At 68.6% G+C, this 24,219-nt stretch carries 22 protein-coding genes and 3 tRNA genes; 11 read left to right on the top strand and 14 right to left on the bottom strand.

The window, feature by feature from the left end; all coding sequences use genetic code 11:
* Complete coding sequence (locus tag BOSE127_RS03605) at positions 1 to 654, top strand: DUF1345 domain-containing protein (RefSeq protein WP_042539994.1); 654 nt, start codon at positions 1 to 3, stop codon at positions 652 to 654.
* 84 nt (positions 655 to 738) lie between these two features.
* Here the strand turns inward: BOSE127_RS03605 and BOSE127_RS03600 are convergent, their stop codons facing one another.
* Complete coding sequence (locus tag BOSE127_RS03600) at positions 739 to 900, bottom strand: hypothetical protein (RefSeq protein ID WP_156155365.1); 162 nt, start codon at positions 898 to 900, stop codon at positions 739 to 741.
* 35 nt (positions 901 to 935) lie between these two features.
* Positions 936 to 1,616, bottom strand: coding sequence for an NUDIX domain-containing protein (locus BOSE127_RS03595; RefSeq protein WP_042539992.1), 681 nt, complete (start codon positions 1,614 to 1,616; stop codon positions 936 to 938).
* A 90-nt stretch (positions 1,617 to 1,706) separates the two neighbouring features.
* On the opposite strand from BOSE127_RS03595, the gene BOSE127_RS03590 reads away from it, so the two are divergent.
* Positions 1,707 to 2,186: a hypothetical protein gene (locus tag BOSE127_RS03590; RefSeq protein ID WP_140448637.1), complete on the top strand. Its 480-nt coding sequence runs from the start codon at positions 1,707 to 1,709 to the stop codon at positions 2,184 to 2,186.
* 100 nt (positions 2,187 to 2,286) lie between these two features.
* Here the strand turns inward: BOSE127_RS03590 and BOSE127_RS03585 are convergent.
* A tRNA-Leu gene (locus BOSE127_RS03585) sits at positions 2,287 to 2,373 on the bottom strand.
* A gap of 86 nt (positions 2,374 to 2,459) precedes the next feature.
* On the opposite strand from BOSE127_RS03585, the gene BOSE127_RS03580 reads away from it, so the two are divergent.
* The 7 genes from BOSE127_RS03580 to pknB all read left to right on the top strand — a co-directional run bounded on the left by BOSE127_RS03580 (position 2,460) and on the right by pknB (position 11,683).
* Positions 2,460 to 3,140, top strand: a complete 681-nt coding sequence (locus BOSE127_RS03580; RefSeq protein ID WP_017887797.1) for an FhaA domain-containing protein — start codon at positions 2,460 to 2,462, stop codon at positions 3,138 to 3,140.
* Complete coding sequence (locus tag BOSE127_RS03575) at positions 3,137 to 3,688, top strand: FHA domain-containing protein FhaB/FipA (protein ID WP_017887798.1); 552 nt, start codon at positions 3,137 to 3,139, stop codon at positions 3,686 to 3,688. The genes BOSE127_RS03580 and BOSE127_RS03575 overlap by 4 nt, the downstream gene beginning before the upstream one ends.
* A 6-nt stretch (positions 3,689 to 3,694) precedes the next feature.
* The gene (locus BOSE127_RS03570; RefSeq protein WP_017887799.1) at positions 3,695 to 5,053 is read left to right on the top strand and encodes a Stp1/IreP family PP2C-type Ser/Thr phosphatase; all 1,359 of its coding nucleotides are present in this window, start codon (positions 3,695 to 3,697) and stop codon (positions 5,051 to 5,053) included.
* On the top strand, positions 5,050 to 6,495 hold the full coding sequence (locus tag BOSE127_RS03565; protein ID WP_017887800.1) for an FtsW/RodA/SpoVE family cell cycle protein: 1,446 nt from the start codon (positions 5,050 to 5,052) through the stop codon (positions 6,493 to 6,495). The genes BOSE127_RS03570 and BOSE127_RS03565 overlap by 4 nt, the downstream gene beginning before the upstream one ends.
* On the top strand, positions 6,492 to 7,946 hold the full coding sequence (locus BOSE127_RS03560) for a peptidoglycan D,D-transpeptidase FtsI family protein (RefSeq protein ID WP_017887801.1): 1,455 nt from the start codon (positions 6,492 to 6,494) through the stop codon (positions 7,944 to 7,946). The genes BOSE127_RS03565 and BOSE127_RS03560 overlap by 4 nt, the downstream gene beginning before the upstream one ends.
* On the top strand, positions 7,943 to 9,730 hold the full coding sequence (locus BOSE127_RS03555) for a serine/threonine-protein kinase (protein ID WP_159556185.1): 1,788 nt from the start codon (positions 7,943 to 7,945) through the stop codon (positions 9,728 to 9,730). The genes BOSE127_RS03560 and BOSE127_RS03555 overlap by 4 nt, the downstream gene beginning before the upstream one ends.
* Before the next feature lie 120 nt (positions 9,731 to 9,850).
* On the top strand, positions 9,851 to 11,683 hold the full coding sequence (gene pknB, locus BOSE127_RS03550) for a Stk1 family PASTA domain-containing Ser/Thr kinase (RefSeq protein ID WP_152427298.1): 1,833 nt from the start codon (positions 9,851 to 9,853) through the stop codon (positions 11,681 to 11,683).
* 320 nt (positions 11,684 to 12,003) lie between these two features.
* On the opposite strand, the gene BOSE127_RS03545 is transcribed toward pknB, so the two are convergent.
* Positions 12,004 to 12,648 (bottom strand): anthranilate synthase component II, encoded by a 645-nt coding sequence (locus BOSE127_RS03545; protein WP_017887804.1) that lies wholly within the window; start codon positions 12,646 to 12,648, stop codon positions 12,004 to 12,006.
* An 81-nt stretch (positions 12,649 to 12,729) separates the two neighbouring features.
* Here BOSE127_RS03545 and BOSE127_RS03540 point away from each other — a divergent pair, with 81 nt between their 5' ends.
* Positions 12,730 to 12,984: a cell division protein CrgA gene (locus BOSE127_RS03540; protein ID WP_017887805.1), complete on the top strand. Its 255-nt coding sequence runs from the start codon at positions 12,730 to 12,732 to the stop codon at positions 12,982 to 12,984.
* 348 nt (positions 12,985 to 13,332) lie between these two features.
* On the opposite strand, the gene BOSE127_RS03535 is transcribed toward BOSE127_RS03540, so the two are convergent.
* Positions 13,333 to 14,196, bottom strand: coding sequence for a rhomboid family intramembrane serine protease (locus BOSE127_RS03535; RefSeq protein WP_159556184.1), 864 nt, complete (start codon positions 14,194 to 14,196; stop codon positions 13,333 to 13,335).
* 7 nt (positions 14,197 to 14,203) lie between these two features.
* Positions 14,204 to 14,743, bottom strand: a complete 540-nt coding sequence (locus BOSE127_RS03530; RefSeq protein WP_017887807.1) for a peptidylprolyl isomerase — start codon at positions 14,741 to 14,743, stop codon at positions 14,204 to 14,206.
* A 115-nt stretch (positions 14,744 to 14,858) separates the two neighbouring features.
* Here BOSE127_RS03530 and BOSE127_RS03525 point away from each other — a divergent pair, with 115 nt between their 5' ends.
* A complete protein-coding gene (locus tag BOSE127_RS03525; protein ID WP_017887808.1) occupies positions 14,859 to 15,434 on the top strand; it encodes a hypothetical protein in 576 nt (191 codons plus the stop codon).
* A 413-nt stretch (positions 15,435 to 15,847) separates the two neighbouring features.
* Here the strand turns inward: BOSE127_RS03525 and BOSE127_RS03520 are convergent.
* From BOSE127_RS03520 to gnd, 8 genes are all read right to left on the bottom strand, one after another.
* A tRNA-Ala gene (locus BOSE127_RS03520) sits at positions 15,848 to 15,920 on the bottom strand.
* A gap of 56 nt (positions 15,921 to 15,976) precedes the next feature.
* Positions 15,977 to 16,053 (bottom strand) — tRNA-Ile (locus tag BOSE127_RS03515).
* A gap of 75 nt (positions 16,054 to 16,128) precedes the next feature.
* A complete protein-coding gene (locus BOSE127_RS03510) occupies positions 16,129 to 16,536 on the bottom strand; it encodes a DUF3566 domain-containing protein (RefSeq protein WP_159556183.1) in 408 nt (135 codons plus the stop codon).
* On the bottom strand, positions 16,529 to 19,186 hold the full coding sequence (gyrA, locus tag BOSE127_RS03505) for a DNA gyrase subunit A (protein WP_017887810.1): 2,658 nt from the start codon (positions 19,184 to 19,186) through the stop codon (positions 16,529 to 16,531). The genes BOSE127_RS03510 and gyrA overlap by 8 nt, the downstream gene beginning before the upstream one ends.
* A gap of 114 nt (positions 19,187 to 19,300) precedes the next feature.
* Positions 19,301 to 21,304, bottom strand: a complete 2,004-nt coding sequence (gene gyrB / locus BOSE127_RS03500; RefSeq protein WP_159556182.1) for a DNA topoisomerase (ATP-hydrolyzing) subunit B — start codon at positions 21,302 to 21,304, stop codon at positions 19,301 to 19,303.
* Between the two features lie 133 nt (positions 21,305 to 21,437).
* Positions 21,438 to 21,938 carry a DUF721 domain-containing protein gene (locus tag BOSE127_RS03495; protein ID WP_017887812.1) on the bottom strand — a complete coding sequence of 167 codons (501 nt, stop codon included), beginning with the start codon at positions 21,936 to 21,938 and terminating at the stop codon, positions 21,438 to 21,440.
* Entirely contained in the window at positions 21,938 to 23,290 is a 1,353-nt protein-coding gene (gene recF, locus BOSE127_RS03490) for a DNA replication/repair protein RecF (RefSeq protein WP_159556181.1), read from the bottom strand. The genes BOSE127_RS03495 and recF overlap by 1 nt, the downstream gene beginning before the upstream one ends.
* Before the next feature lie 31 nt (positions 23,291 to 23,321).
* The gene (gene gnd / locus BOSE127_RS03485; protein WP_017887814.1) at positions 23,322 to 24,209 is read right to left on the bottom strand and encodes a phosphogluconate dehydrogenase (NAD(+)-dependent, decarboxylating); all 888 of its coding nucleotides are present in this window, start codon (positions 24,207 to 24,209) and stop codon (positions 23,322 to 23,324) included.
* Positions 24,210 to 24,219: the final 10 nt, after the last annotated feature.

Here is a 24,219-nt window from a genome sequence, read left to right as displayed (position 1 = left end):
GTGACCCAGACCAGGACCGGCCCCCGACACGAACACCGGGCACCGGTCGCCGCGGCGGTGCTGGTCAACCTGGCGCTCAGCCTGTTCCTGCCCGACGAGGTGCTGTTCTTCCCGTCGTGGGTCGTGCCGGTGCTCGGCGTCCTGCTGCTCACCCCGCTGATCGTCTTCAACCCGCGGCGCCTGACCCGCGAGACCACCTGGTCCCGGTGGGTGTCCTTCGCGCTGGCGGGACTGCTGACCGTCGCGAGCCAGCTCACGGTGATCCGGACGATCACCGAGTTGCTGGGCGGCCACGCGGACGGAGCGGCCGTGCTGCTCACCGCCCTGCAGGTGTGGGTGAGCACGATCATCGTGTTCGGGCTCGTCTACTGGGAGCTCGACCGCGGGGGTCCGGTGGCCCGGCGACGCCCCGAACTGTGGTCGAGCGCCGAAGCGGACTTCCAGTTCCCGCAGGAAACCGACCCGAAGACCGCCGACTGGCGCCCGGTCTACCTCGACTACCTCTACGTCGCGATGACGAACATGATGGCCTTCAGCCCCACGGACACGATGCCGATGACCGTCCGGGCGAAGATGATCATGGCGTACCAGGCGCTCAGCGGGTTCATCCTGCTGGCGCTGGTCATCTCGCGCGCGGTCAACATCATCAGCTGACACCGCGCTCCGGACCGGTGGAACCACGGACGGGAGGCACGGTGCCAGCTGGCACCGTGCCTCCCGTCCGTCGTCCGGTCGCCGCTACTGCGGGTCGGCGGGCTCGCCGCCCGAGTCGACGTCGCTGTCCTGCTGCGGGTCCTTCGTCGCGTCACCCGTCGACGACCCGTCCGGCAGGTCCTCGGTGTACTGCTGCTGGGTCTCGGTGGGATCGCTCGATCCGTCCGGTGTCGTCGAATCAGTCATGGCCCGGACGGTACGCGGACCGGCACCACGACCGTTCAGCGAGCGGACCCGCGCCGGAGCGCCACCCACTGCAGCAGCATGATCGTCTTGCCGTCGGCGATCCGGCCGTCCGCGACCATCGCGAGTGCCGCATCGAGCGGGAGCTCGAGCACCTCGATGTCCTCACCCTCGTCCTCCACACCGCCGCCGGCCTCGACCCGGTCCGCGGGCGTGTACGCGCCCACGTAGAAGTGGACCCGCTCGGTGACCGAACCGGGGCTCATGAACACGGCGCCCAGGTGCTCGAGCGCGCCGAGCCGGATGCCGAGCTCCTCGGCGGCCTCGCGCCGGACGGCGGTCTCCGGGTCGTCCTCGTCGAGCAGACCCGCAGCGGCCTCGATCAGCATGCCGTCCGGGTGTCCGTTCACGTACGCCGGCCACCGGAACTGCCGCGTGAGCAGCACCGTGCCGCGCTCGGCGTCGTACGGCAGCACCGTCGCACCGTTGCCGCGGTCGTAGGTCTCGCGCTGCTGCCGGTCCCACCGACCGTCACGGCGCCGGACGTCCAGGGTCGTGCGGCGGAGCACGTGCCATCCGTTCGACACCACCTCGACGTCCCGCACGACGACGTCGGGGTTGCGGTCGATGTCGCGGCCGACGGCGTCGAGCCCCGTCCGGCCACGATCGTCGGGGACGTCCACTCCGGGACGCTGGACGGTGGTGCGTTCGTCGGTCACACGATCACCGTAGCGAGGCACCCCGGCAGGACTCCGCCCCCTCGGTACGCTCGACGTGCCGCACCAGGGAGCGGCAGAGGACGGTGCAGCATGACCAGGACGTTCATCCTCCGACGACCGGACCGACCGCAGGTGGTCACCGTGTCATTCGTGCTGTGGCTGGTGTGGGTGGTCGCCTGCATCGCTGCCACGGTGCTGCAGTTCTGGAGGCCGGACGCGGCGGTCGACCCGGCTCCGGTCATCGCCGGGATCGTCGCCCTGGTGCTCTGGGCCCTGGTGACGTGGGCGGTGTTCCGGACGGCAGCGGGATCCCGGGTCGCACGCATCGTGCTCGTCGTCGTCGCGGGCTTCCGCGCGGTCCTGAGCATCACCGGCGGACAGCTCGACGTCCTGACGATCGCACTGTCGGTCGTCGCCGCGGTCCTGCTCTTCCTGCCCACCGCGCGCCCGTACTTCGCCGCACGAGCGGCGTGGAGGACCGGCCACGGGTTCGACGGGACCGGCGTGTCGGGGCCGAGCCGTGCCTCCGCGCCGGATCCTGACCACACGACGGAGGCGGACCGGTCCTGACGCCGGAGGTTCGACGGACGGCCCGGGGAAGCCCCTGGAGACCAGGCCCCGGAAACAGGAAAGGCCCCGGATTCCTCCGGGGCCTTTCCTGTTCTTCGCCTGGTGCGCGAGGGGGGACTTGAACCCCCACGCCGTTTCCAGCACACGGACCTGAACCGTGCGCGTCTACCAATTCCGCCACTCGCGCCAGCCCCGAAACACTACCACGCACAGACGGGTGTCAACGCCAACCACTACCATGCAGTGGTTGACGACCGACGACACGGGAGACGCATGGGCCTGCTGGACAACTTCGAGCGAGGGTTGGAACGCGCCGTCAACGGCGCGTTCGCCAAGACCTTCCGCTCCGGGGTGCAGCCCGTCGAGATCTCGAGCGCCCTGCGGCGCGAGCTCGACACCAAGGCCGCAGTGGTCTCCCGCGAGCGCATCCTCGTGCCGAACGAGTTCACCGTTCGTCTCGCGCCGCCGGACTGCACGCGCATGAACGACGTCGGTCGTCCACTCATCGACGAACTGACCCAGATGGTCCACCAACACGCCGTGGCGCAGAACTACTCGTTCTCCGGCCCGGTCACCATCCGGCTCCAGCAGGACGGCACACTCTCGACGGGCATCCTGCAGGTCGACTCCACCACCGTGCAGCGCGACGTGGCCTGGATCCCCGTGCTCGACATCGGCTCCCAGCGGCACCGACTGCACCGCGGGCGCACGGTGATCGGGCGCGGCAGCGACGCGGACATCACCATCGCGGACACCGGGACGAGCCGCAAGCACGTCGAGGTCCTGTGGGACGGCAAGCACGCGCAGGCCACCGATCTCGGCTCCACGAACGGCTCGAAGCTGAACGGTCAGCACTTCCAGCAGGCGATCGTTGAGCCGGACTCCACCATCGAGATCGGTCGGACCCGTATGGTGTTCCGGGTGATCCCGGAGAACGACGGAGGTGCTCGATGACCACAGGCCTGACCCTGCTCGTCCTGCGCTTCGTGTTCCTCGCGGTGCTCTGGCTGTTCGTCTTCGTGATCGTGTTCGCCCTGCGCAGCGATCTCTTCGGCCAGCGCGTCCGCACGATCCCGACCGATCCCAAGTCGGCCCCGTCCGGGCCGAGCACCCCCACCGTCCCGGCAGCGGCGGCCCCCGGCCCCGCGTCCAGCGGCGCGTTCACGGACGTCATCGGACAGCCCGGTGGTGGGCAGCGTCCCGCCTCGCAGGCCGCGTCCCGCCTGGTCATCACCGAGGGTGCGCGCGAGGGCATGGAGATGCCGCTCGGTGGCGGCCCCATCACGATCGGGCGCTCGAGCGAGTCGAACGTCGTGATCCGCGACGACTACACCTCGACCAACCACGCCCGCCTCGACCTGCGCGCCGACGGCTGGCTCCTCACCGACCTCGAGTCCACGAACGGCACCTTCGTCAACGGTCAGAAGGTGAGCGCTCCCGTCCTCGTGGCAGAGGGCACGCCGATCACGATCGGGACGACGACGTTCGAGCTGCGGCGGTAACCCGGCATGACCGCTCGCACGCTGAGCGCCGCTGTGTCCCACGTGGGGCGCATCCGCGCGAACAACCAGGACTCCGGCTACGCCGGGGCGCACCTGTTCGCGGTGGCGGACGGCATGGGCGGCCACGCCGGCGGTGACGTCGCCTCGGCGATCGCGATCCGCCGCATCCGCGAGGTCGACCGCGAGTTCCCCTCGGCGCACGACGCCGAGTTCGCACTGCAGTCGGCACTCATCGCCGCGAACCAGCTGATCACCGAGACCGTGTTCGAGCACCAGGAGCTCACCGGCATGGGCACCACGGTGTCCGCGATGATCCGCGTCGGCGAGCAGATCGCGATCGCGCACATCGGCGACTCCCGCATCTACCGCCACCGCGACGGCGAGCTGCAGCAGATCACGTCGGACCACACGTTCGTCCAGCGACTGGTCGACAGCGGCCGGATCACGCCGGAGGAAGCCGCGGTCCACCCGCGCCGCTCCGTGCTGATGCGCGTGCTGGGCGACGTCGACGCAGCACCCGAGGTCGACACCGCGATCATGGACATCCAGCCGGGCGACCGCTGGCTGCTCTGCTCCGACGGCCTGTCGTCGTACCTGGCCGAAGAGCGGATCCGGCACGCCCTGGCGTCGAACATGGACGCCAACCAGGTCACGCAGCGCCTGGTGAAGGAGACGCTCGACCACGGCGCCCCCGACAACGTCACCGTCGTGGTGATGGACGTCACGGACACCGAGCCCGAGGACGACGACGACGCGGCCACCACCGTCGGGTCCGCCGCGGCGCCCCTCACCTTCGAGGCGTCGACCGGCCGCAAGCCGATCCGCCTCCCCACGATCCTGCTGCACCCGCTCAAGGTCACCACCGCGCCCGAGGACTCGCACTTCGAGCCCGAGTCCGACCAGTTCTTCGCCGAGCTCATCGCCGAGGACCGCCGACGCCGCATCCGTCGTCGGGTGTCCTGGACCGTCGCGCTCGTGGTCGCCGTCGCCGTGCTCGTCGGCGCCGTGTTCGTCGGTTGGCGGATCACCCAGGACCACTACTACGTCGGCACCGACCGGGGCACCGTCGCGATCTACAAGGGCGTGCAGCAGTCGATCGGGCCGTTGGCGCTGTCGGACGTGTACGAGGACAGCGACATCACGGTCTCGTCGCTGCCGGACTACACCCGCGAGAACGTCCGCTCGACGATCAACGCGCAGTCGCTCTCCGACGCCCGTGACATCGTCGAGCGCCTGCGCAAGGCCGCCGCGACCGGTGAGGACCAGGCCGGCACCGGCGGGGACGGCAACGCGAGTCCGTCGCCGTCGCCCTCACCGACGCGATCGTCCTCGCCGTCGCCGAACCCGACGCGGAGCTCGCGATGAGCACCGCCACGGCCGCCCAGTCCTTCACGCAGGCGATCACGATCAAGCTCCGGGAGCCCGCCCGTGCGCGGAACCTCGAGCTCTTCCTGCTCGTCATCGCCTGCGGCATCTGCGCGGGCGCGATGGTGCTCGTGCAGCTCGGCACCAAGGGCCGGCTGTTCGACCAGTCGGTGCTCTGGGTGGGTGGCGGCATCCTCGGCCTCGCGCTCGTCATGCACGTGGTGTTGCGCGTCGTCGCGAAGAACGCCGACCCGTTCATCCTGCCGATCGCGCTCGTCCTGAACGGCATCGGCATCGCCGAGATCTACCGCATCGACGTCCACAACGGCCTGTCCGGCTGGGACGCCATCGGCGTGAAGCAGATCGTCTGGACGATGCTCGCGATGGTCCTGGCGATCATCACGCTCGTCGCCGTCCGGAACCACCGGTTCCTGCAGCGGTACCGCTACATCTTCATGGCGCTGACGATCGTCCTGCTGCTCCTGCCCATGCTGCCCGGCATCGGCACGAACATCGGCGGCGCGCGGGTCTGGATCAAGATCGGCCCGTTCTCGTTCCAACCAGGTGAGCTCGCGAAGATCACCATGGCGCTGTTCTTCGCCGGGTACCTCGTCACCGCCCGTGACTCGCTGTCGATCGTCGGCAAGAAGTTCCTCGGCATGACGTTCCCGCGTGCCCGCGACCTCGGCCCCATCCTGGTGATGTGGGGCGCCGCGATGGCCGTGCTCGTGTTCCAGCGCGACCTCGGCACCGCCCTGCTCTACTTCGGCCTGTTCCTCGTGATGATCTACGTCGCCACGGCACGGGTCAGCTGGGTCGCGATCGGTCTCACGCTGTTCATCGGTGGCGCCCTCGTCGCACAGAGTCTCCTCGAGTACGTCCGTGGCCGCTTCGAACAGTGGCTCGACCCGTTCAACCAAGAGGTCTTCAGCCGCGACACCCAGGCGAGCTACCAGCTCGTGCAGGGCCTGTTCGGCTTCGCGAACGGCGGGATCACCGGCACCGGCCTCGGCCAGGGCCGGCCGTACATCACCCCGGTCGCCAACGCCGACTACATCGTCGCGTCACTCGGCGAAGAGCTCGGCCTGATCGGTGTCTTCGCGATCCTCGCGCTCTTCATCGTGTTCGCGTCCCGTGGCATCCGCGTCGGGTTCATGGCGCAGGACGACTTCGGCAAGCTGCTCGGTGTGGGCTTCGGCTTCATCATCGCCCTGCAGGTGTTCGTCGTCGTCGGCGGCATCACCCGGATCATCCCCGTCACCGGTCTGACCACCCCGTTCATGGCCGCGGGTGGTTCCTCGCTCATCGCCAACTGGATCATCGCCGCGATGCTGCTGCGCCTGACCGACGCGATCCCCGCCGAACAGCGTGTCCAGCAGGGCGCGATCCCCGCCGCGAGCGGGCGGTCCGCGCGCGCGACCAGGAAGGAGCGTCGTCGATGAACCGACAGCTCCGCGGTGTCTCGACCGTCATCGTGCTCATGTTCGTCGCACTCTTCGTGTCGACGACCTCGATCCAGTTCTTCTCGGCAGACTCGTTGCGCGCCGACTCCCGGAACTCCCGAACCATCTTGGACAGTTACTCGACCAAGCGCGGCGCGATCCTCGTGGACGGCAGCCCGATCGCCGAGTCGACCCCGGTGAACGACCAGTACGAGTACCAGCGCAAGTACACGAACGGCGACCTGTACTCCGCGGTCACCGGCTACTTCACGATCGGCCAGGGCAACACCGGCATCGAGAGCGCGGAGAACACCGTGCTGTCCGGCAACTCGGACGCCTCGTTCTTCCAGAACCTCAACTCGATCCTCACCGGCCAGGACGTCCAGGGCGACAACGTCAACCTGACCATCGACCCGGACGTGCAGCAGGCCGCGTACGACGCCCTCGGCACGAACAGCGGTGCGGTCGTCGCGATCCAGCCCAAGACCGGCAAGATCCTGGCGATGGTGTCGAAGCCGAGCTACGACCCGAACTCGCTCACCTCGCACGACACGGCCGAGGTCAAGCGGCAGTACGACGCGCTGCTCGGTGCCGACACCGCCCCGTTGCAGAACCGTGCCATCGGCGGCGACCTGTACACGCCCGGATCGGTGTTCAAGCTCGTCGTCGCCTCAGCGGCGCTCGAGGGCGGCAAGTACAACCTCGACTCCACGTTCCCGAACCCGTCACGGCTGCAGCTGCCGGGGACGAGCTCGTACATCAACAACGCCGAGGGCGGCACCTGCGGCGGCGGCGACAAGGTCAAGCTGCGCACCGCGATCCAGTACTCGTGCAACATCCCCTTCGCCGAACTCGGTCAGAAGCTCGGGTACGACGCGATCAAGGACATGGCCGACAAGTACGGCTTCGGCGACGCCATCGAGATCCCGATGGCCGCGACCGCCAGTCAGTACCCCGACGTCGACTCGACGGCGCAGCTCATGCTGAGCGCCTTCGGTCAGGCGAGCGTCCGGGTCTCCCCGCTGCAGATGGCGATGGTGTCGGCCGGCATCGCGAACGGCGGCAAGGTCATGCAGCCCTCACTCGTCGACTCGATCACCACGAGTGACCTGAAGACCGTCGAGTCCTTCTCTCCGAGGCAGTACAGTGATCCGCTGTCGTCCTCCGAGTCCGCTGACCTCACCGAGGCCATGCAGAGCGTCGTGAACGCGGGGACCGGTACCAATGCCAAGATCGACGGTGTCGACGTCGCCGGCAAGACCGGCACGGCTGAAGGCGGCACCGGCGATCCGTACACGCTCTGGTTCACGGGGTTCGCCCCCGCGAAGGACCCGGAGGTCGCCGTGGCGGTGGTCGTCGGGAACGGCGGCGGGCTCGGGCAGTCCGGAGTCGGCAACACGGTCGCGGCCCCGGTCGCGAAGAAAGTCATGGAGGCGGTGCTGAACAAATGAGACCCACCAGCGGACTCACCTTCGGTGGGCGGTACCAGCTCTCCTCCCGGGTCGCCATCGGCGGCATGGGCGAGGTGTGGCAGGCGACCGACCTCGTCATCGGCCGAACCGTCGCACTCAAGATCCTCAAGGACGAGTACCTCGGTGACCCCGGCTTCCTCGAGCGCTTCCGCGCCGAGGCCCGGCACGCTGCCCTCGTCAACCACGAGGGCATCGCCAACGTCTTCGACTACGGCGAGGAGGACGGCAGCGCCTACCTCGTGATGGAGCTCGTCCCCGGCGAGGCCCTGTCGACCATGATCGAACGCGAGCACACGCTCCCGGTCGACAAGGTGCTCGACATCGTCGCGCAGACCGCGAACGCCCTGCAGGCCGCACACGCGGTCGGCCTGGTGCACCGCGACATCAAGCCGGGCAACCTGCTCATCACGCCCGACGGTCGCGTCAAGATCACCGACTTCGGCATCGCCCGCATCGCCGACCAGGTCCCGCTCACCGCGACCGGTCAGGTGATGGGCACGGTGCAGTACCTGTCGCCCGAGCAGGCCAGCGGCCACCCCGCCTCGCCGTCGACCGACATCTACTCGCTCGGCATCGTCGCGTACGAGGCCCTGGCGGGTCGTCGTCCGTTCACCGGTGAGTCGCAGGTCGCGATCGCGATGGCGCACATCAACGAGCAGCCTCCGCCACTGCCCGGGGACATCCCCGAGCCGGTCTCGGCCCTGGTCATCTCGTGCATCGCGAAGAAGCCCGCCGACCGTCCCGCGACGGCAGCGAACCTGGCCCGCGCCGCCCAGGCGCTCCGCCGTGGTGACGTCGCCGCCGCCACCGTGGCCGTCCCCGCCATCGCGGGGAACGGCACCGTCGCGTTCAACCCGCCCCAGGGCCAGGGGAACGACGCCGCGACCGCACTCATCGGCACCCAGGCAGGATCGATGGCCGGCGGACCCGGGGCCCCCCGCTCGCCCGTCAGCGACGAGCCCGAGGAACCGAAGAAGAAGCGTGCCTGGATCTGGTGGGTCGTCGGCGTCGTCGTCGTGCTCGCCATCGCCGCCGGCACGGCGTACGCCCTGAACGCGAACAACACCCCGGAGCCCGAGCCCACGAAGTCCTCGAGCACGCCGAAGCCGTCCCGCACGCCCAGCGAGACGCCGTCCCCCGAGCCGACCGAGACCCGCGTCACGGTGTCGGCAGCCGACTACCAGGGGCAGAACGCCGAGGACGTCGCGAACCAGCTGCGTGCCCGGGGTCTGCAGGCCGAGGTCGTCGACGGATCGAACGCGACGACGTCCGACCAGGTCGGCACCGTCGAGTCGCTCAGCCCCGAGGGCAGCCTGGCACCGAACACGCTCGTCACGATCAAGTCCTACGGCGACGTCCTGACCGCACCGGCGCCCGAGCGTGCCACCGGTGGGACCGTCAGTGAGTCCGGTCGCGTGACCTTCAGCTGGCCGGCGTACACGAGCTGCCCCGCCGGGTACTCGGACGTCAGCTACACGTACACGATCGACAACGGCACCGTGACGTCGAACGGCAGCAGCTCCGGCTCCACCTCGGGCACCGCGGTGACCGTCGCCGGTGCCCAGTACGGCAAGGTCGCCCTGTCGTACAAGGTCACCTGCAAGTCGCCGCAGTCCGATGCCTCGGTCGTCTCGGCGTCCTCGCCGGGCGCCCAGGTCGAGTGGACCGAGCCCACGGACCAGGAGACGACGGACCCGGGTGACGGAACGGACCCCGGCGACGGGACCAACCCGAGCCAGCCCGGCCCGCAGGACGGCCAGTGAACGACCCCCGGACGGGGGCTGTCGACACCGTTCGGTAACGGTTCGGTCGACCCCTCTCCGGCCAGCGTCTCACCAGGTCGTGCTGCCGTACACTAGCCGGACGAACAGACGGAGGAGTACGTGCCAGAAGGTGTGACCGCGGGGATCACGCTCCTCGCCAATCGCTACGAGATCGGTGACGTCATCGGTCGGGGCGGCATGGCGACCGTGCACCTCGGCAACGACACCCGCCTCGGCCGCAAGGTCGCGGTGAAGCTCCTCAAGCCGAGCCTCGCCAACGACCCGGCCTTCCGCACGCGCTTCCGGCAGGAAGCCCAGGCTGCTGCGCGCATGGCACACCCGACCGTCGTGCGCGTGTACGACGCCGGCGAAGAGACGGTGTCCGAGCCCTCGGGTGCCGAGGTGCAGGTGCCCTTCATCGTGATGGAGTACGTCGAGGGCCGACCGCTCTCCGACATCATCGCCGAAGGTGCCGTCGCCCCGGACGAAGCCGTCCGCATCACCGAGGGCATCCTCACCGCGCTCGAGTACTCGCACCGCGCCGGCGTCGTCCACCGTGACATCAAGCCCGCCAACGTCATGGTCACGCACAGCGGCCAGGTGAAGGTCATGGACTTCGGCATCGCCCGGGCGATCACCGACACCTCGGCCACGGTGGCCCAGACCACCTCGATCCTCGGCACGGCCTCGTACTTCTCACCGGAGCAGGCCCGCGGCGAGACCGTCGACGCCCGCACCGACCTGTACTCCACCGGCGTCGTGCTCTTCGAGCTCCTCACCGGTCGCGCGCCGTTCCTCGGGGACACCCCGGTGGCGGTCGCGTACCAGCACGTCAGCGAGCAGCCGGTCGCACCGTCGACGATCTCGCCCGAGGTATCCCCGGCCCTCGACGCCGTGACGCTCCACGCCCTGGTCAAGGACCGCACGCGCCGGTTCCAGAACGCGGCCGAGTTCCGCGCGGACCTGCAGCAGGCCGCGGCCGGCCGGGTCCCCACCTCCACCAAGAAGCAGCAGCAGAACGCCCAGAACGATGCGTCGACCGTGCTGTTCGGCGTCGATCCCCGCACGACGACCAACGCCGCCTCGGCGTTCCGCGAGCTCGACGACGACACCGCCGAACACCGCCCGCAGCGCACGCAGAACCGTCCGCCGGTCGCGTGGATCTGGGTGGGCATCCTGCTCACCGTCGCGGTCATCGTGGCCGTGGTGTTCTTCGTCGCGAACCTGCAGCCCGGCAAGCCCCCGGTGTCGTCCTCGGTCAGCGTGCCGAACGTCGCAGGGTCGACGTACAGCTCCGCGGCCAGCGCCATCGAGAAGAAGTCCCTCAAGCCGGTCAAGGTCGAGGAGAACTCCGACAGCGTCGACAAGGGCCTGGTCATCCGGACCGACCCGGGTTCGGGCGTGAACGTCGGACGCAACCAGAACGTCAACGTCGTGGTCTCCATCGGACCGGAGCGCGTCCCCGTGCCCGAGCTGAACGGGCAGTCGCAAGCCGCAGCGCAACAGGCGCTCGACAACGCCGGCTTCCGCTTGGGCGCGATCTCGAGCGACTACTCCACCGACGTCCCCGAGGGCACGGTCCTGAGCTCCGACCCCGAGTCGGGTTCCCTGCACACCAAGGGCATCGTGATCAACCTGACGGTCTCCAACGGCAAGGTGCAGCTGCCCGACGTGACGCAGCAGCAGTACTCGGCGGCGAAGGCCACCGTGGAGCAGCTCGGACTCACCGTGAACCCGGCGCCGTCCTACTCGTGCACCGGCGGCGTGGTCACGCAGCAGGACACCCCCGCTGGCGACGTCGCGCAGGGCAGTGCCGTCACGCTCACCTACTGCGCACGAGCTGCGGCGCCGCCGAAGGCACCGTCGTCGAACAACAACAACGACAGCGGCGGCAACGGTGGTGACGGTGGGAACACCGACCGCGGTGGCGACGACGGTGGCGACGGCCGCTGAGCCGACCACGGGGCCGGGCGGCGAACCCGACCATCTCGTGACGGGGCCGTCCTGACGGACGGGTGACGGGCCTCCAGTCCGCGGACCGGCGTTGCGGTCGCGTGCGCTGGGCGCGTTCGTCACGGCGCCTTCGTCACGGCGTGTTCGTCACAGCCTGGAGGCACAGCGCACGCCCGCCCCAGAACGCGCGGCACGCAGGCGGCCCGGTCCAGTGCCAGGCACACGCCGGCGTGTCAGCGTGACGCCCCGCAACGCACGAGACGCCGCCGATTCCGGCGGCGTCTCGTGAAGACGACGGCGTCTGCCGCCGCGGAGGCTCGTCAGGCGCGGTGCGTCGCGATGAGCGGCCCGAGGCCGGCGGCACGCTCGGCCGCTCCGGACAGCCCGGTGGTCTCGAGCCAGTTGCCGACCATGCGGTAGCCGCCCTCGGTCAGGACCGACTCCGGGTGGAACTGCACACCGAACACGGGGTGCTCGCGGTGCTGCACCCCCATGATGACCCCGCCGCCGGTGCGCGCCGTCACGGTGAGTTCGTCGGGGACCGTGCCGTCGACGATCGCGAGCGAGTGGTAGCGCGTGGCGGTGAACGGGTGGGGGACGCCGTCGAACAGCGGACTGCCGTCGTGGTCGACCTGGGAGGTCTTGCCGTGCATGAGCTCCTCGGCGTGGGTGACCGTGGCACCGAGGGCCTCGGCGATGGCCTGGTGCCCGAGGCAGACGCCGAGGAGCGGGACCTCGGCGGCGATGGCGGCGTGCACGGTGGGGATCGAGACGCCCGCTGCCGCCGGTGTCCCCGGACCCGGGGAGAGCAGCACGCCGTCGTACTCCGCGATGCGGTCGGCGATCTCGGACTCGGGGAAGGCGTCGTTGCGGACGACGTCCGTCTCGGCGCCGAGCTGCTGCACGTAGCCGTTGAGCGTGTAGACGAAGCTGTCGTAGTTGTCGACGACGAGGATCCTGGTCATGGCGGTCCACCGTACTCGTGGGCGATGTGTGCGGCGGTCCGCGGGCCGATCCACACACGTGGTCACGGTAGGATACCGGCCATGGCCAAGGACAAGGACCGCACCAAGCCCGCCCGGAGGACCCGAGCCGACTCGGTCGACACCGCTGGGGATGCCCCCAACCCGGTGTGGTTCAAGCCGGTCATGTTCGGCTTCATGCTCGTCGGCCTGGTGTGGGTGATCGTCTTCTACATCTCGAACGCCACCCTGCCGGTCCCGAGCCTCGGCTCGTGGAACATCCTGATCGGCTTCGGCATCATGTTCGTCGGCTTCCTCATGACCACCCGGTGGCGCTGACTCCAGGTCGCTGCCCCCGACGCCCGTCGCACCGCAAGGTGCGGCGGGCGTCGTCGTTCTCCACAAGCAGGAGCGCCTCCAGACCGCACATCCTCGACGATCCTGCTGTTCTCCACATTTCTCCCCACTCTCCACACGATCATCCACAGCACCGCCCCGGAGTTATCCACAGCTGAGTCCACAGTGGGGATAATCACACTGGTGTAACTCACCACCTTCTCCACACCTGTGGATAACTCTCGGTGGCGCTGTGGACAGCTGTGGACGAGCAGGGCACGGACAGCACCGGGAACGACGAACGCCCCGTCGCAGTGCGACGGGGCGTTTGAGGAGCGCGTTGTGGCGGTGTCAGCCGATCGTGACCGCGTACCCGACAGCGGTGAGCGCGATGCCGAGCACCGCCGCTCCGATGATCAGGGCGATCTGCAGCGGTCGCTTCCGGACGTTGCGCGTCTGTGCGAAGACGAAGCCCATCAGGAACCCGCCGATGATCCCGCCGACGTGCGCCTGCCACGAGATATTGACTCCGGGCAGGAACCCGATGACCAGGTTCAGTCCCATGAGCACGAGGAGTTGCACTGCGTTGTTCCCCAGGCTGCGCTGCAGCACGAAGAACACGGCGAACAGCCCGAAGATCGCACCCGATGCTCCGACCACCCACGTGCCCGGAGCGAGGAACGTCACGAGCATGGACCCGAAGATCCCGGTGATGAAGTACAGCGCCACGAACCGCCAGGTACCGAGCATGTTCTCGAGCATCCGACCGAAGATCCAGAGCGCCCACATGTTGAACAGCAAGTGGAAGATGTACGGGAACGATGCGTGCACGAACAGCGCCGTCACCACGCGCCACGGCTGCGACGGGAGCAACAACGAGTTGTAGGCGAGCAAGCTCGTGAAGAACCGTCCGCTGACCTGGTCGAGCAACCAGATCGCCACCGTGATCGCCACGATGACGGTCGTGCCCTTCTGGTCGAGCATCGCGAACCGACGCCGAGCGACCGTGAACCCGCTGGGGGCTCCGGACGCTCGGCGGTTCGCTGCGAACTGTGCGCGCTGTTCACGCACGCACTCCGGGCAGTGCACCCCGACCGCCGCCGGCGTCTGGCACTCCGGGCAGATCGTCCGCCCACAGCGCTGGCAGAGCACGAAGCTCTGCCGGTCCGGATGCCGGTAGCAGGTGTTGTTCGGGTTGTACGCCTGGTCGGTCACGTGCGGGTCAGACGCCTTCGACGTCGATGCTCTGGATGACGACGTCCTCGACGGGCTTGTCGCGGCCGTCGGTCGGCACGGCCTCGATCGCGTCGACGACCGCGCGGGACTCGTCGTCGGCGACCTCACCGAAGATGGTGTGCTTGCCCTGCAGCCACGGCGTCGCCACCGTGGTGATGAAGAACTGCGAGCCGTTGGTGCCGCGGCCGCCCTGGATGCCGGCGTTCGCCATGGCGAAGATGTAGGGGTTCTGGAACGTGAGCTCCGGGGAGATCTCGTCGTCGAAGCGGTAACCCGGGCCGCCGATGCCCTGGCCGAGCGGGTCGCCGCCCTGGATCATGAAGTCCTTGATGATGCGGTGGAAGATGACGCCGTCGTAGAGCTTGTCGGTCGAGACCTTGCCCGTGCCGGGGTGGGTCCACTCCTGCTGGCCCGTTGCGAGGTCGACGAAGTTCTTGACGGTCTTCGGTGCGTGGTTGCCGAACAGGTTGACGCGGATGTCGCCCTTGTTGGTGTGGATCGTTGCGACAGCGGTGTGCAGAGACATGTTCCGATTCTCGCATGTACTCCTGACCGTGGACGGATCCCACAGCTACGGCTCCGTGACCTGTCAGGCAGTGTGGTGGCAGGATGGGGTCACGCCGATCCGATGGAGGTACCAGATGACGACGATCGAGATCCCGCGAAAGCGTCGGAAGCAGATCAAGAAGCTCAAGGGCCAGACCGCCTCGCTCCTCGGCGAGCAGCGCAAGGTCCTCGAGCACGCGAACGCGATCCTGGCTGAGGCCCGGACCAACGCCGCGGACGCAGCTCGCAAGGACATCGCACCCCGCGTGCAGAACGCGATCGACAACGGGATCCGTCCCGCGTTCGCGACCGGCGTGCACGCTGCCACCTCGGCAGCGCAGAGCGCTTCGCACAAGTTCCAATCCGAGGTGGTCCCCGGACTCGTCTCGACCGCTGGTTCGGTGCTGAGCGTGACCGATCTCGCGAAGGACCCCCGGGTCAAGAAGATCGTGAAGAACGCCCAGAAGAAGGGCAAGAAGGCCAAGAAGGCCGCTGCGAAGTACGTCCCGTCGCAGCAGAAGAAGGGCCTCGGCTTCGGCGGAGTCGCACTCATCATCGTCGGCGTCGTTGCCGTCGCCGGTGCTGCGTACGCCGCGTACCAGACGCTCCGTGCCGACGACGACCTCTGGGTCGCCGACGACGCTGACACGGCGGAGAAGCCCGCCGCCTGACCTCCCGGTTCGTACGAAGGGCCCCGGCACCAGCCGGGGCCCTTCGTCGTTCCCGGGCTTGGCGACCATGCACCCGCGCGCGGTGACGCGCCCTGAGCGCGCCCACCCACCCGCCTGGAGGCCCGCACCGGCCTGGCACCGCGCCTCCCGTCCGGCGGGCCGTCACGCAACACGCCCTGGGGCAGCCACCGACAGGTCGCATCCTGTCGTCCGGAGGACGCGCAGACGACAGTTCCAGCCACCTCGGCAAACCGCACGCGGCATGTCGTGACCACTCGACAAGAAGCAACCTGCAGGGAGAGTGGCAAACCCAACCATCGCGGAGCGGCGCGTCGCCGAAGGCGCGCAGACAAGCACGACGACCGAAGACGGCGGAGCGAGGAACGAGCGAAGCAGGACTCGTGCAGAGGGAGTGGAGCCTGGGAGAATCGAACTCCCGACATCCTGCTTGCAAAGCAGGCGCTCTACCAACTGAGCTAAGGCCCCGAGTGCCACCGAGGTGATCGGCGACAGGATCGGATTGTCGTGCTGTTCCGGAGAACTGGTGGGGCTACAAGGACTTGAACCTTGGACCTCTTCGTTATCAGCGAAGCGCTCTAACCGCCTGAGCTATAGCCCCTCAGACCGGATGAAAGCATACCGTACCGATCCCAGAGAACGAAATCGAGCGGTCGGCCTCATCCGGCCGGGTGTGTCAGTTGTTCGTGAAGCCCACGAGCAGCCCGCCCGTGATCCGCACACTGAGGTTGTAGAGCACGCTCACGATGGCGCCGAGCACGGTGCCGACGACCACGTTGAGGATGCCCACGACGATGGAGAACCCGAGGATCTGACCCAGCGAGAACTGGTCCATGATCGAGTAACTGTTCTGACCGGTGACGTCCTTCAGCAGGGCGTCGATCTGGGTGAACACACCCGTCTGGTTCAGGATGACCCACACCAGTGCCGTGGCGACCACGATCACGATGCTGCCGGCCAGGGCGATGAGGAAGCTCAGCTTCACCATCGACCAGAAGTCGACGTAGACCAGTCGCAACCGCACCTGGCGGGTGCCGACGGGTCGCTTCGCCTTCTTCTGGAGCTTCTCGGCGACACTACTCATTGCTTGACTGGTCCTCTCCGGCCTCGTCTGCGACGGGCTCGGTGTCGATGGGATCAGTGGAATCCGGGGCCGCTTCGGCAGGGCTGACCGTCTCCACCGGGCCCGCGGGCTCGATCTCGGCGTCGTCCTGGTCGTCCAGGTTCCGCTCGGTGTTCCGGGCCACCGCGATGATCCGGTCGTTCTCCGCGAACCTCGCGAAGACGACGCCCATCGTGTCACGGCCCTTGGCAGGGACCTCGGCCACGGCAGACCTTACCACCTTGCCCGATTGCAGCACGACGAGCACTTCGTCGTCCTCGCCGACGATGAGAGCGCCCACAAGATCGCCTCGGTCGAGCGCCAACTTGGCCACCTTGATGCCCAGACCGCCACGGCCCTGCACGCGGTACTGGTCGACCGCGGTGCGCTTGGCGTAGCCACCCTCGGTCATCACCCAGACGAACCCGTCGTCGGAGACGACCCGAGCCGCGAGCAGCGAATCACCGTCGCGGAAGGACATGCCCTTCACACCCGAGGTCGATCGACCCATCGGACGCAGGGTGTCGTTCGTCGCCGTGAAGCGGAGCGACATGCCCTGGCGGGACACCAGCAGCAGGTCGTCGTGCTCGTCGACGAGCAGCGCCTGGCGGAGCTTGTCGCCGTCGCGCAGGTTGATCGCGATGATGCCGCCGGTGCGGTTCGTGTCGTACTCGGTCAGCGCGGTCTTCTTCACCAGGCCGTGCTCGGTCGCGAGGACGAGGTACTGGGCGACCTCGTAGTCGCGGATGTCGAGCACCTGCTGGATCTGCTCGTCGGGCTGCATCGCCAGCAGGTTCGCGACGTGCTGGCCCTTCGCGTCACGGCCGGCCTCCTGCAGCTCGTACGCCTTGGCGCGGTAGACCCGTCCCTGGTCGGTGAGGAACAGGAGCCAGTGGTGCGTCGTCGTGACGAAGAAGTGCTCGACGATGTCGTCGGCGCGGAGCTGGGCCCCACGGACACCTCGGCCACCGCGGTGCTGCGAGCGGTACTGGTCGCTCCGCGTGCGCTTGACGTAGCCACCGCGGGTGATGGTGACGACCATCTCCTCTTCGGGGATCAGGTCTTCCATCGACATGTCGCCGTCGTAGCCGAACATGATCTCGGTGCGGCGGTCGTCGCCGAAGCGGTCGACGATCTCGCTGAGCTCGTCGCGGATGATCGAGCGCTGACGGCTCTCCGACGCCAGGATGTCCTGGAAGTCGGCGATCTTGCGCTCGAGTTCCTCGGCCTCGTCGTGGATCTTCTGGCGCTCCAGGGCCGCGAGGCGACGGAGCTGCAGCTCGAGGATCGCGCGCGCCTGGATCTCGTCTACGGACAGCAGGTCCATCAGGCCGGTGCGGGCCTCTTCGACGTCGGGCGAACGACGGATGAGCGCGATGACCTCGTCGAGGGCGTCGAGCGCAGCCAGGTACCCGCGCAGGATGTGGGCGCGCTTCTCGGCCTCGCGCAGCCGGTACTGCGTGCGGCGCACGATGACGTCGACCTGGTGGGCGACCCACGCCGAGATGAAGCCGTCGAGCGGCAGGGTGCGGGGCACGCCGTCGACGATCGCGAGCATGTTCGCGCCGAAGTTCTCCTGCAGCTGGGTGTGCTTGTACAGGTTGTTCAGCACGACCTTGGCGACGGCGTCGCGCTTCAGCACGATGACCAGGCGCTGCCCGGTCCGACCGGAGGTCTCGTCGCGGATGTCGGCGACACCGGCGAGCTTGCCGTCCTTGACGAGCTCGGCGATCTTGATCGCCAGGTTGTCCGGGTTGACCTGGTACGGCAGCTCGGTGACGACGAGGCAGGTGCGCCCCTGGATCTCCTCCACCGAGACCACGGCACGCATCGTGATCGAGCCACGGCCGGTGCGGTAGGCGTCCTGGATGCCCTTGGTGCCGAGCACCTGCGCACCGGTCGGGAAGTCCGGGCCCTTGATGCGCTGCATGAGCGCGGCGAGCAGCTCTTCGCGGGTGGCGTCGGGGTTGTCGAGCGCCCACTTCGCACCCTCGGCGACCTCGCGCAGGTTGTGCGGCGGGATGTTCGTGGCCATGCCGACCGCGATGCCGACGGACCCGTTGACGAGCAGGTTCGGGAACCGGGCCGGCAGGATCGCCGGCTCCTGCGTGCGGCCGTCGTAGTTGTCCTGGAAGTCGACGGTGTCCTCGTCGATGTCGCGGACCATCTCGAGCGCGAGCGGCGCCATCTTCGTCTCGGTGTACCGCGGGGCGGCGGCGCCGTCGTTGCCGGGCGAACCGAAGTTGCCCTGGCCGAGCGCCAGCGGGTACCGGAGCGACCACGGCTGCACCAGGCGGACCAGGGCGTCGTAGATCGCCGAGTCACCGTGCGGGTGGAACTGGCCCATCACGTCACCGACGACGCGGGAGCACTTCGAGAACGCACGGTCCGGGCGGTAACCGCCGTCGAACATCGCGTAGATCACACGGCGGTGCACCGGCTTGAGGCCGTCGCGGACCTCCGGCAGGGCACGACCGACGATGACCGACATCGCGTAGTCGAGGTACGAGCGCTGCATCTCGAGCTGCAGGTCGACCTGCGAGATGCGGTCACCGGAGACGACGATGTCCCCGCTGTCGCCGTGGACGATCTCGGGCTGCTCGTCGGCGCCGTTCTCGTTGTCGTCAGCCATGTGGCTTCGTTCCCTTTCTGGACAGCCTGGAAGCTGTGGTTCCGTTGGTCGCGCCGGGCGCGACCACAGGTGGTCAGGACTGGTCGACGCGGCTCACACCGCGCCTCCTGGCCGTTAGATGTCGAGGAAGCGGACGTCCTTGGCGTTCTGCTGGATGAACTGGCGACGCGCGTCGACGTCCTCACCCATCAGCGTCGAGAAGGTGCTGTCGACCGCGGCTGCGTCCTCCAGCGTGACCTGCAGGAGCGTGCGGGTGTCCGGGTTCATCGTGGTGTCCCAGAGCTCCTTGTAGTCCATCTCGCCGAGGCCCTTGTAGCGCTGGATCCCGTTGTCCTTCGGGATGCGCTTGCCGGCGGCGAGGCCGGCCTGCATCAGGGCGTCGCGCTCCCGGTCGCTGAACACGTACTCGTGCGCCGAGTTCGACCACTTCAGGCGGTACAGCGGCGGCTGCGCGAGGTACACGTACCCACGCTCGATGAGCGGACGCATGTAGCGGAAGAGCAGCGTGAGCAGCAGCGTCGTGATGTGCTGGCCGTCGACGTCGGCATCGGCCATCAGCACGATCTTGTGGTACCGGGCCTTGTCCGGGTCGAAGTCCTCACCGATGCCGGCGCCGAACGCCGTGATCATCGACTGGATCTCCTGGTTGGCGAGGGCACGGTCGAGCCGGGCCTTCTCGACGTTCAGGATCTTGCCGCGCAGCGGCAGGATCGCCTGGGTCATCGGGTTGCGGCCCTGCACGGCGGAACCACCGGCCGAGTCGCCCTCGACCATGAAGATCTCCGACAGGGTCGGGTCCTTCGACTGGCAGTCCTTGAGCTTGCCGGGCATGCCGCCCGACTCGAGCAGCCCCTTGCGACGGGTGGTCTCGCGTGCCTTGCGGGCCGCGAGCCGAGCCTGCGACGCCTGGATCGCCTTGCGGACGACGTCGCGTGCCTGCGTCGGGTTGCTCTCGAACCAGTGGGTCAGCTCGGTGCCGACGACGCGCTGCACGAACGACTTCGCCTCGGTGTTGCCGAGCTTGGTCTTCGTCTGCCCCTCGAACTGCGGCTCGCCGAGCTTCACGGAGATGACGGCGGTGAGCCCTTCGCGGATGTCGTCACCCGTGAGGTTGTCGTCCTTCTCCTTGATGATCTTCGCCTCACGCGCGTAGCGGTTGACGAGGGTCGTGAGCGCGGCGCGGAAGCCCTCTTCGTGGGTCCCGCCTTCGTGCGTGTTGATCGTGTTCGCGAAGGTGTGGACGCTCTCCTGGTACGAGGTGTTCCACTGCATCGCGACCTCGAGCGCGATCTTGCGGTCCGGGTCCTCGGACTCGAAGCCGATGACGTCGGGGTGGACGAGGTCGGCCTTCTTCTGCGCGTTGATGAACTCGACGTAGTCGGCGAGCCCACGCTCGTACATGAAGGTGTCGTTGCGAGCTTCTTCCCCTTCTTCGGGGGCGCGCTCGTCGCGCAGGTTGATCCGCAGACCCTTGTTCAGGAAGGCCATCTGCTGGAAGCGCGTGCGCAGGGTCTCGTAGTCGAAGACGACGGACTCGAAGATCTCGGCGTTCGGCCAGAACGTGATCGTCGTCCCGGTCTCGTCGGCCGGTTCGTCCTTCGAGACGGGGGCCACTGGGACACCGTCGGTGTAGCTCTGACGCCAGACGTGGCCCTGCCGACGGACCTCGACGTCGAGCTCGGAACTCAGCGCGTTCACGACGGACGAACCGACGCCGTGCAGACCGCCGGAGACGGCGTAGCCGCCACCACCGAACTTGCCGCCGGCGTGCAGGACGGTGAGGACGACCTGCAGGGTCGAGACCCCCTCGGCCGCGTGGACGTCGACCGGGATGCCACGGCCGTTGTCGACCACCCGGACGCCACCGTCTTCACGGATGCTCACGTCGATGGTGTCGCAGTACCCGGCGAGGGCTTCGTCGACCGAGTTGTCGACGATCTCCTGGACCAGGTGGTGCAGACCGCGGGGACCGGTCGAACCGATGTACATACCGGGACGCTTGCGGACCGCCTCGAGCCCCTCGAGCACCTGAATCTGGTCTGCGCCGTAGGACGGTTCGCTCTGCGGGGTCTCCGCTTTGAGCGGGTTCTGCGGGTCGTCTTCAGATTCTGATGCCATGTCGAGCGTGCTCCTGCCTGCGCGCGGAACGCCCGCGCACTGCACCTCCCAGTCTACCGCAGAGCCCCCTCTTTCGAGGGCTCATCTGCCCCACAGACGGGCTTTTCTGGCACTCCAGGATGATTTCGTCGCCTCAACCGTAGGTGTCGCGAGGACCGCGCCCCTGGACCGTCCTGGGGCCGCGTTTCCAGGTGGGGGCGTCCGGGCCGGAAACCCTGATCGACTCGACCCCTGCTTCCGGGTGCCGTTCCGCGATGGTGGTCGTGACCGTCGCGCGCATCAGTCGGAGCTGGGTCGCCCAGGCCGTCGAGTCGCACCGGATGACGAGTGCGCCGTCGTCGATGGTCACCGGGCGGGAGTGCTTCGCCAGCTCCTCGCCGACGACGCTCGGCCAGTCCACGAAGAGCTCGGAGCGGGCGAGTGGTTCGGTCCACCCGAGCTCGTGGGCGAGCGACCCGACGATGTCGGCGAGGCCCTTCGGCTCACGGCCGCGCCCGTACGGCACGGTGTCGGCGTCGAACTCGCGAGCGCGTCGGCGGCGGGCATCGGTGCCGCGCTTGGACGGGTCGCCGAACACGGCGCGCAGGTGCCGGTACACCTGCGAGGGTTCGGTGGGCTTGCGGGGCTTCGGCATCAGGCGTCGGCTCCGGCGGGGGTGGGGTCGTCGTCGGTCGGATCGGTCTTGCTGTCGGCGCCCGCCTTGGTGTCGGCGTCCGCCGGCTCCGTCGCATGGGTCTCGACCGTCGCGCCCGCCCGGTCCGTCGCGCCCGTCCGGTCCGTCCGGTCCGTCGACGGACTGGAGGCGCGGGTCGCGTCCGCCTCGTCGGTCACGATCGTGCCCGCTTCGATCCGCACCGTGTGCGCCGCCAGCTTCGGGGGCACGTCACCGAACACCGCTGCCGTGATGAGCACCTGCTCGTAGTCGGCGACCGCGTTCGCCAGCCGTTCCCGTCGCGATTCGTCGAGCTCGGCGAACACGTCGTCGAGGATGATGATCGGGTCGCCCAGGTTCGACTCCGCGCGCAGGATGGACGCGCTCGCGAGCTGTATCGCCAGCGCGAAGGACCAGGATTCGCCGTGACTCGCGTAGCCGCGGGCCGGTAACCCGTTCAGTTGGAACAGCACGTCGTCCCGGTGCGGTCCGACGAGGGTGAGTCCGCGGTCGAGTTCGTCCCGCCGACGTCGTTCGAGCGCTGCCGCGAACGCCTCGGCCGCCGACGCGACGGTGACCGGTTCGTCGGGCGTCCCGAGCACGGGGTCGGTGGCCGCCGCGGACTCCGGGTCGCCACCGCGGATCGACAGGACCCCCGTGATCGAGGCGTCGTGGTGCTCGCCGGCGACGGTGGCGTAGGCCTCGGCCACGAAGGGGGCGAGGCGTCGGGTCAGGTGGTCGCGGGCCGCGACGATCTCGGCACCGAGCCCCACGAGGCGGTCGTCCCAGACGTCGAGCGTCGACAGGGCGTTGGCCTTCGCACCCGTGGCGCGGGCCGACTTCAGCAGGGTGTTCCGCTGCCGGAGCGTGCGGTCGTAGTCGGCGAGCACACCCTGCATCCGCGGCGCGATCTGACCGAGCAGCTCGTCGAGCATCCGGCGTCGCCCGGCCGGTTCGCCCCGCACCAGGGCGAGGTCCTCCGGTGCGAAGAGCACCGACGTGCAGTAGCGCGGCAGCTCCCGCGGCTTGATCGCCGAACGGTTCACCTGCGCACGGTTCGCACCGGTGCGGTTGATCTGCACCTCGGCGAGGATGCTGCGGTCTTCGTGCGCGAGTCGAGCCCGGACGATCGCGGCGTCACAACCCTGGCGGACGAGCGCTGCGTCGGTGGGGACGCGGTGCGAGCCGAGGGTGGAGAGGTACCCGATCGCCTCGACCAGGTTGGTCTTGCCCTGTCCGTTGCGTCCGACGAACAGGTTCGGCCCGCGTGCGAGGTCGACGTCCGCCTCCCGGTAGTTCCGGAAGTCGGTCAGTTGGAGATGGTCGACGTGCACGCGGGCCGAGGCCGGGTTCCCCCGGGAAGTCCTAGGACTTCTTGACGGCGTGACCGCCGAACTGGTTGCGGAGCGCCGCGACGGCCTTCATCGTCGGCGAGGCACTGCCCTGGCGCGAGACGAAGCGCGCGAAGATCGACGCCGAGAGCGCCGGCATCGGCACGGCGAGCTCGATGCCCTCTTCCAGCGTCCAGCGACCCTCGCCCGAGTCCTCGACGTAGCCCTCGAGCTCGTCGAGCTTCGGGTCTTCGTTCAGGGCGAGGACCATGAGGTCGAGCAGCCAGGAACGGACGACCGTTCCGCGCTGCCACCCGGCGAACACGGCGGGGACGTCGGTGATGAGGTCCTTGGCCTCGAGGAGCTCGTAGCCCTCGCCGTACGCCTGCATGATCGCGTACTCGATGCCGTTGTGGACCATCTTCGCGTAGTGGCCGGCGCCGATCGGGCCGGCGTGCGAGAAGCCTTCTTCGCGGGGGCCCTCGGGGCGCAGGGCGTCGAAGACCGGCATCGCGAACTCGACGTCCGCAGCGTCACCGCCGACCATCAGGCCGTAACCGTTGTCCTTGCCCCAGACACCACCGGAGACGCCGGCGTCCATGTAGCGGATGCCGCGCGCACCGAGCTGCTCGGCGTGCTTGGTGTCGTCCAGCCACTTCGAGTTGCCACCGTCGATGACCAGGTCGCCCTCGCCGAGGACACCGGCCAGGTCAGTGATCACGTCGTCGGTGATCTTGCCGTGCGGGACCATAACCCACACGAGGCGCTTGCCCTCCGGGAGGGCAGCGGCGAGGGCGCCGAGGTCAGCGACGTCGGAGACGGCGGGGTTGGCGTCGTACCCGGTGACCTCGATCCCTGCGTTGCGGAGACGGGCACGCATGTTGTTGCCCATGCGACCGAGGCCGACAAGACCGATGTGCATGATTTCCTCT

Source organism: Curtobacterium sp. 8I-2 (assembly GCF_902506155.1).
Classification (GTDB): Bacteria; Actinomycetota; Actinomycetes; order Actinomycetales; family Microbacteriaceae; genus Curtobacterium; species Curtobacterium poinsettiae.
The sequence above is the reverse complement of the archived record's forward strand: the minus strand, read 5'-3'. Positions and strand labels throughout refer to the sequence as shown.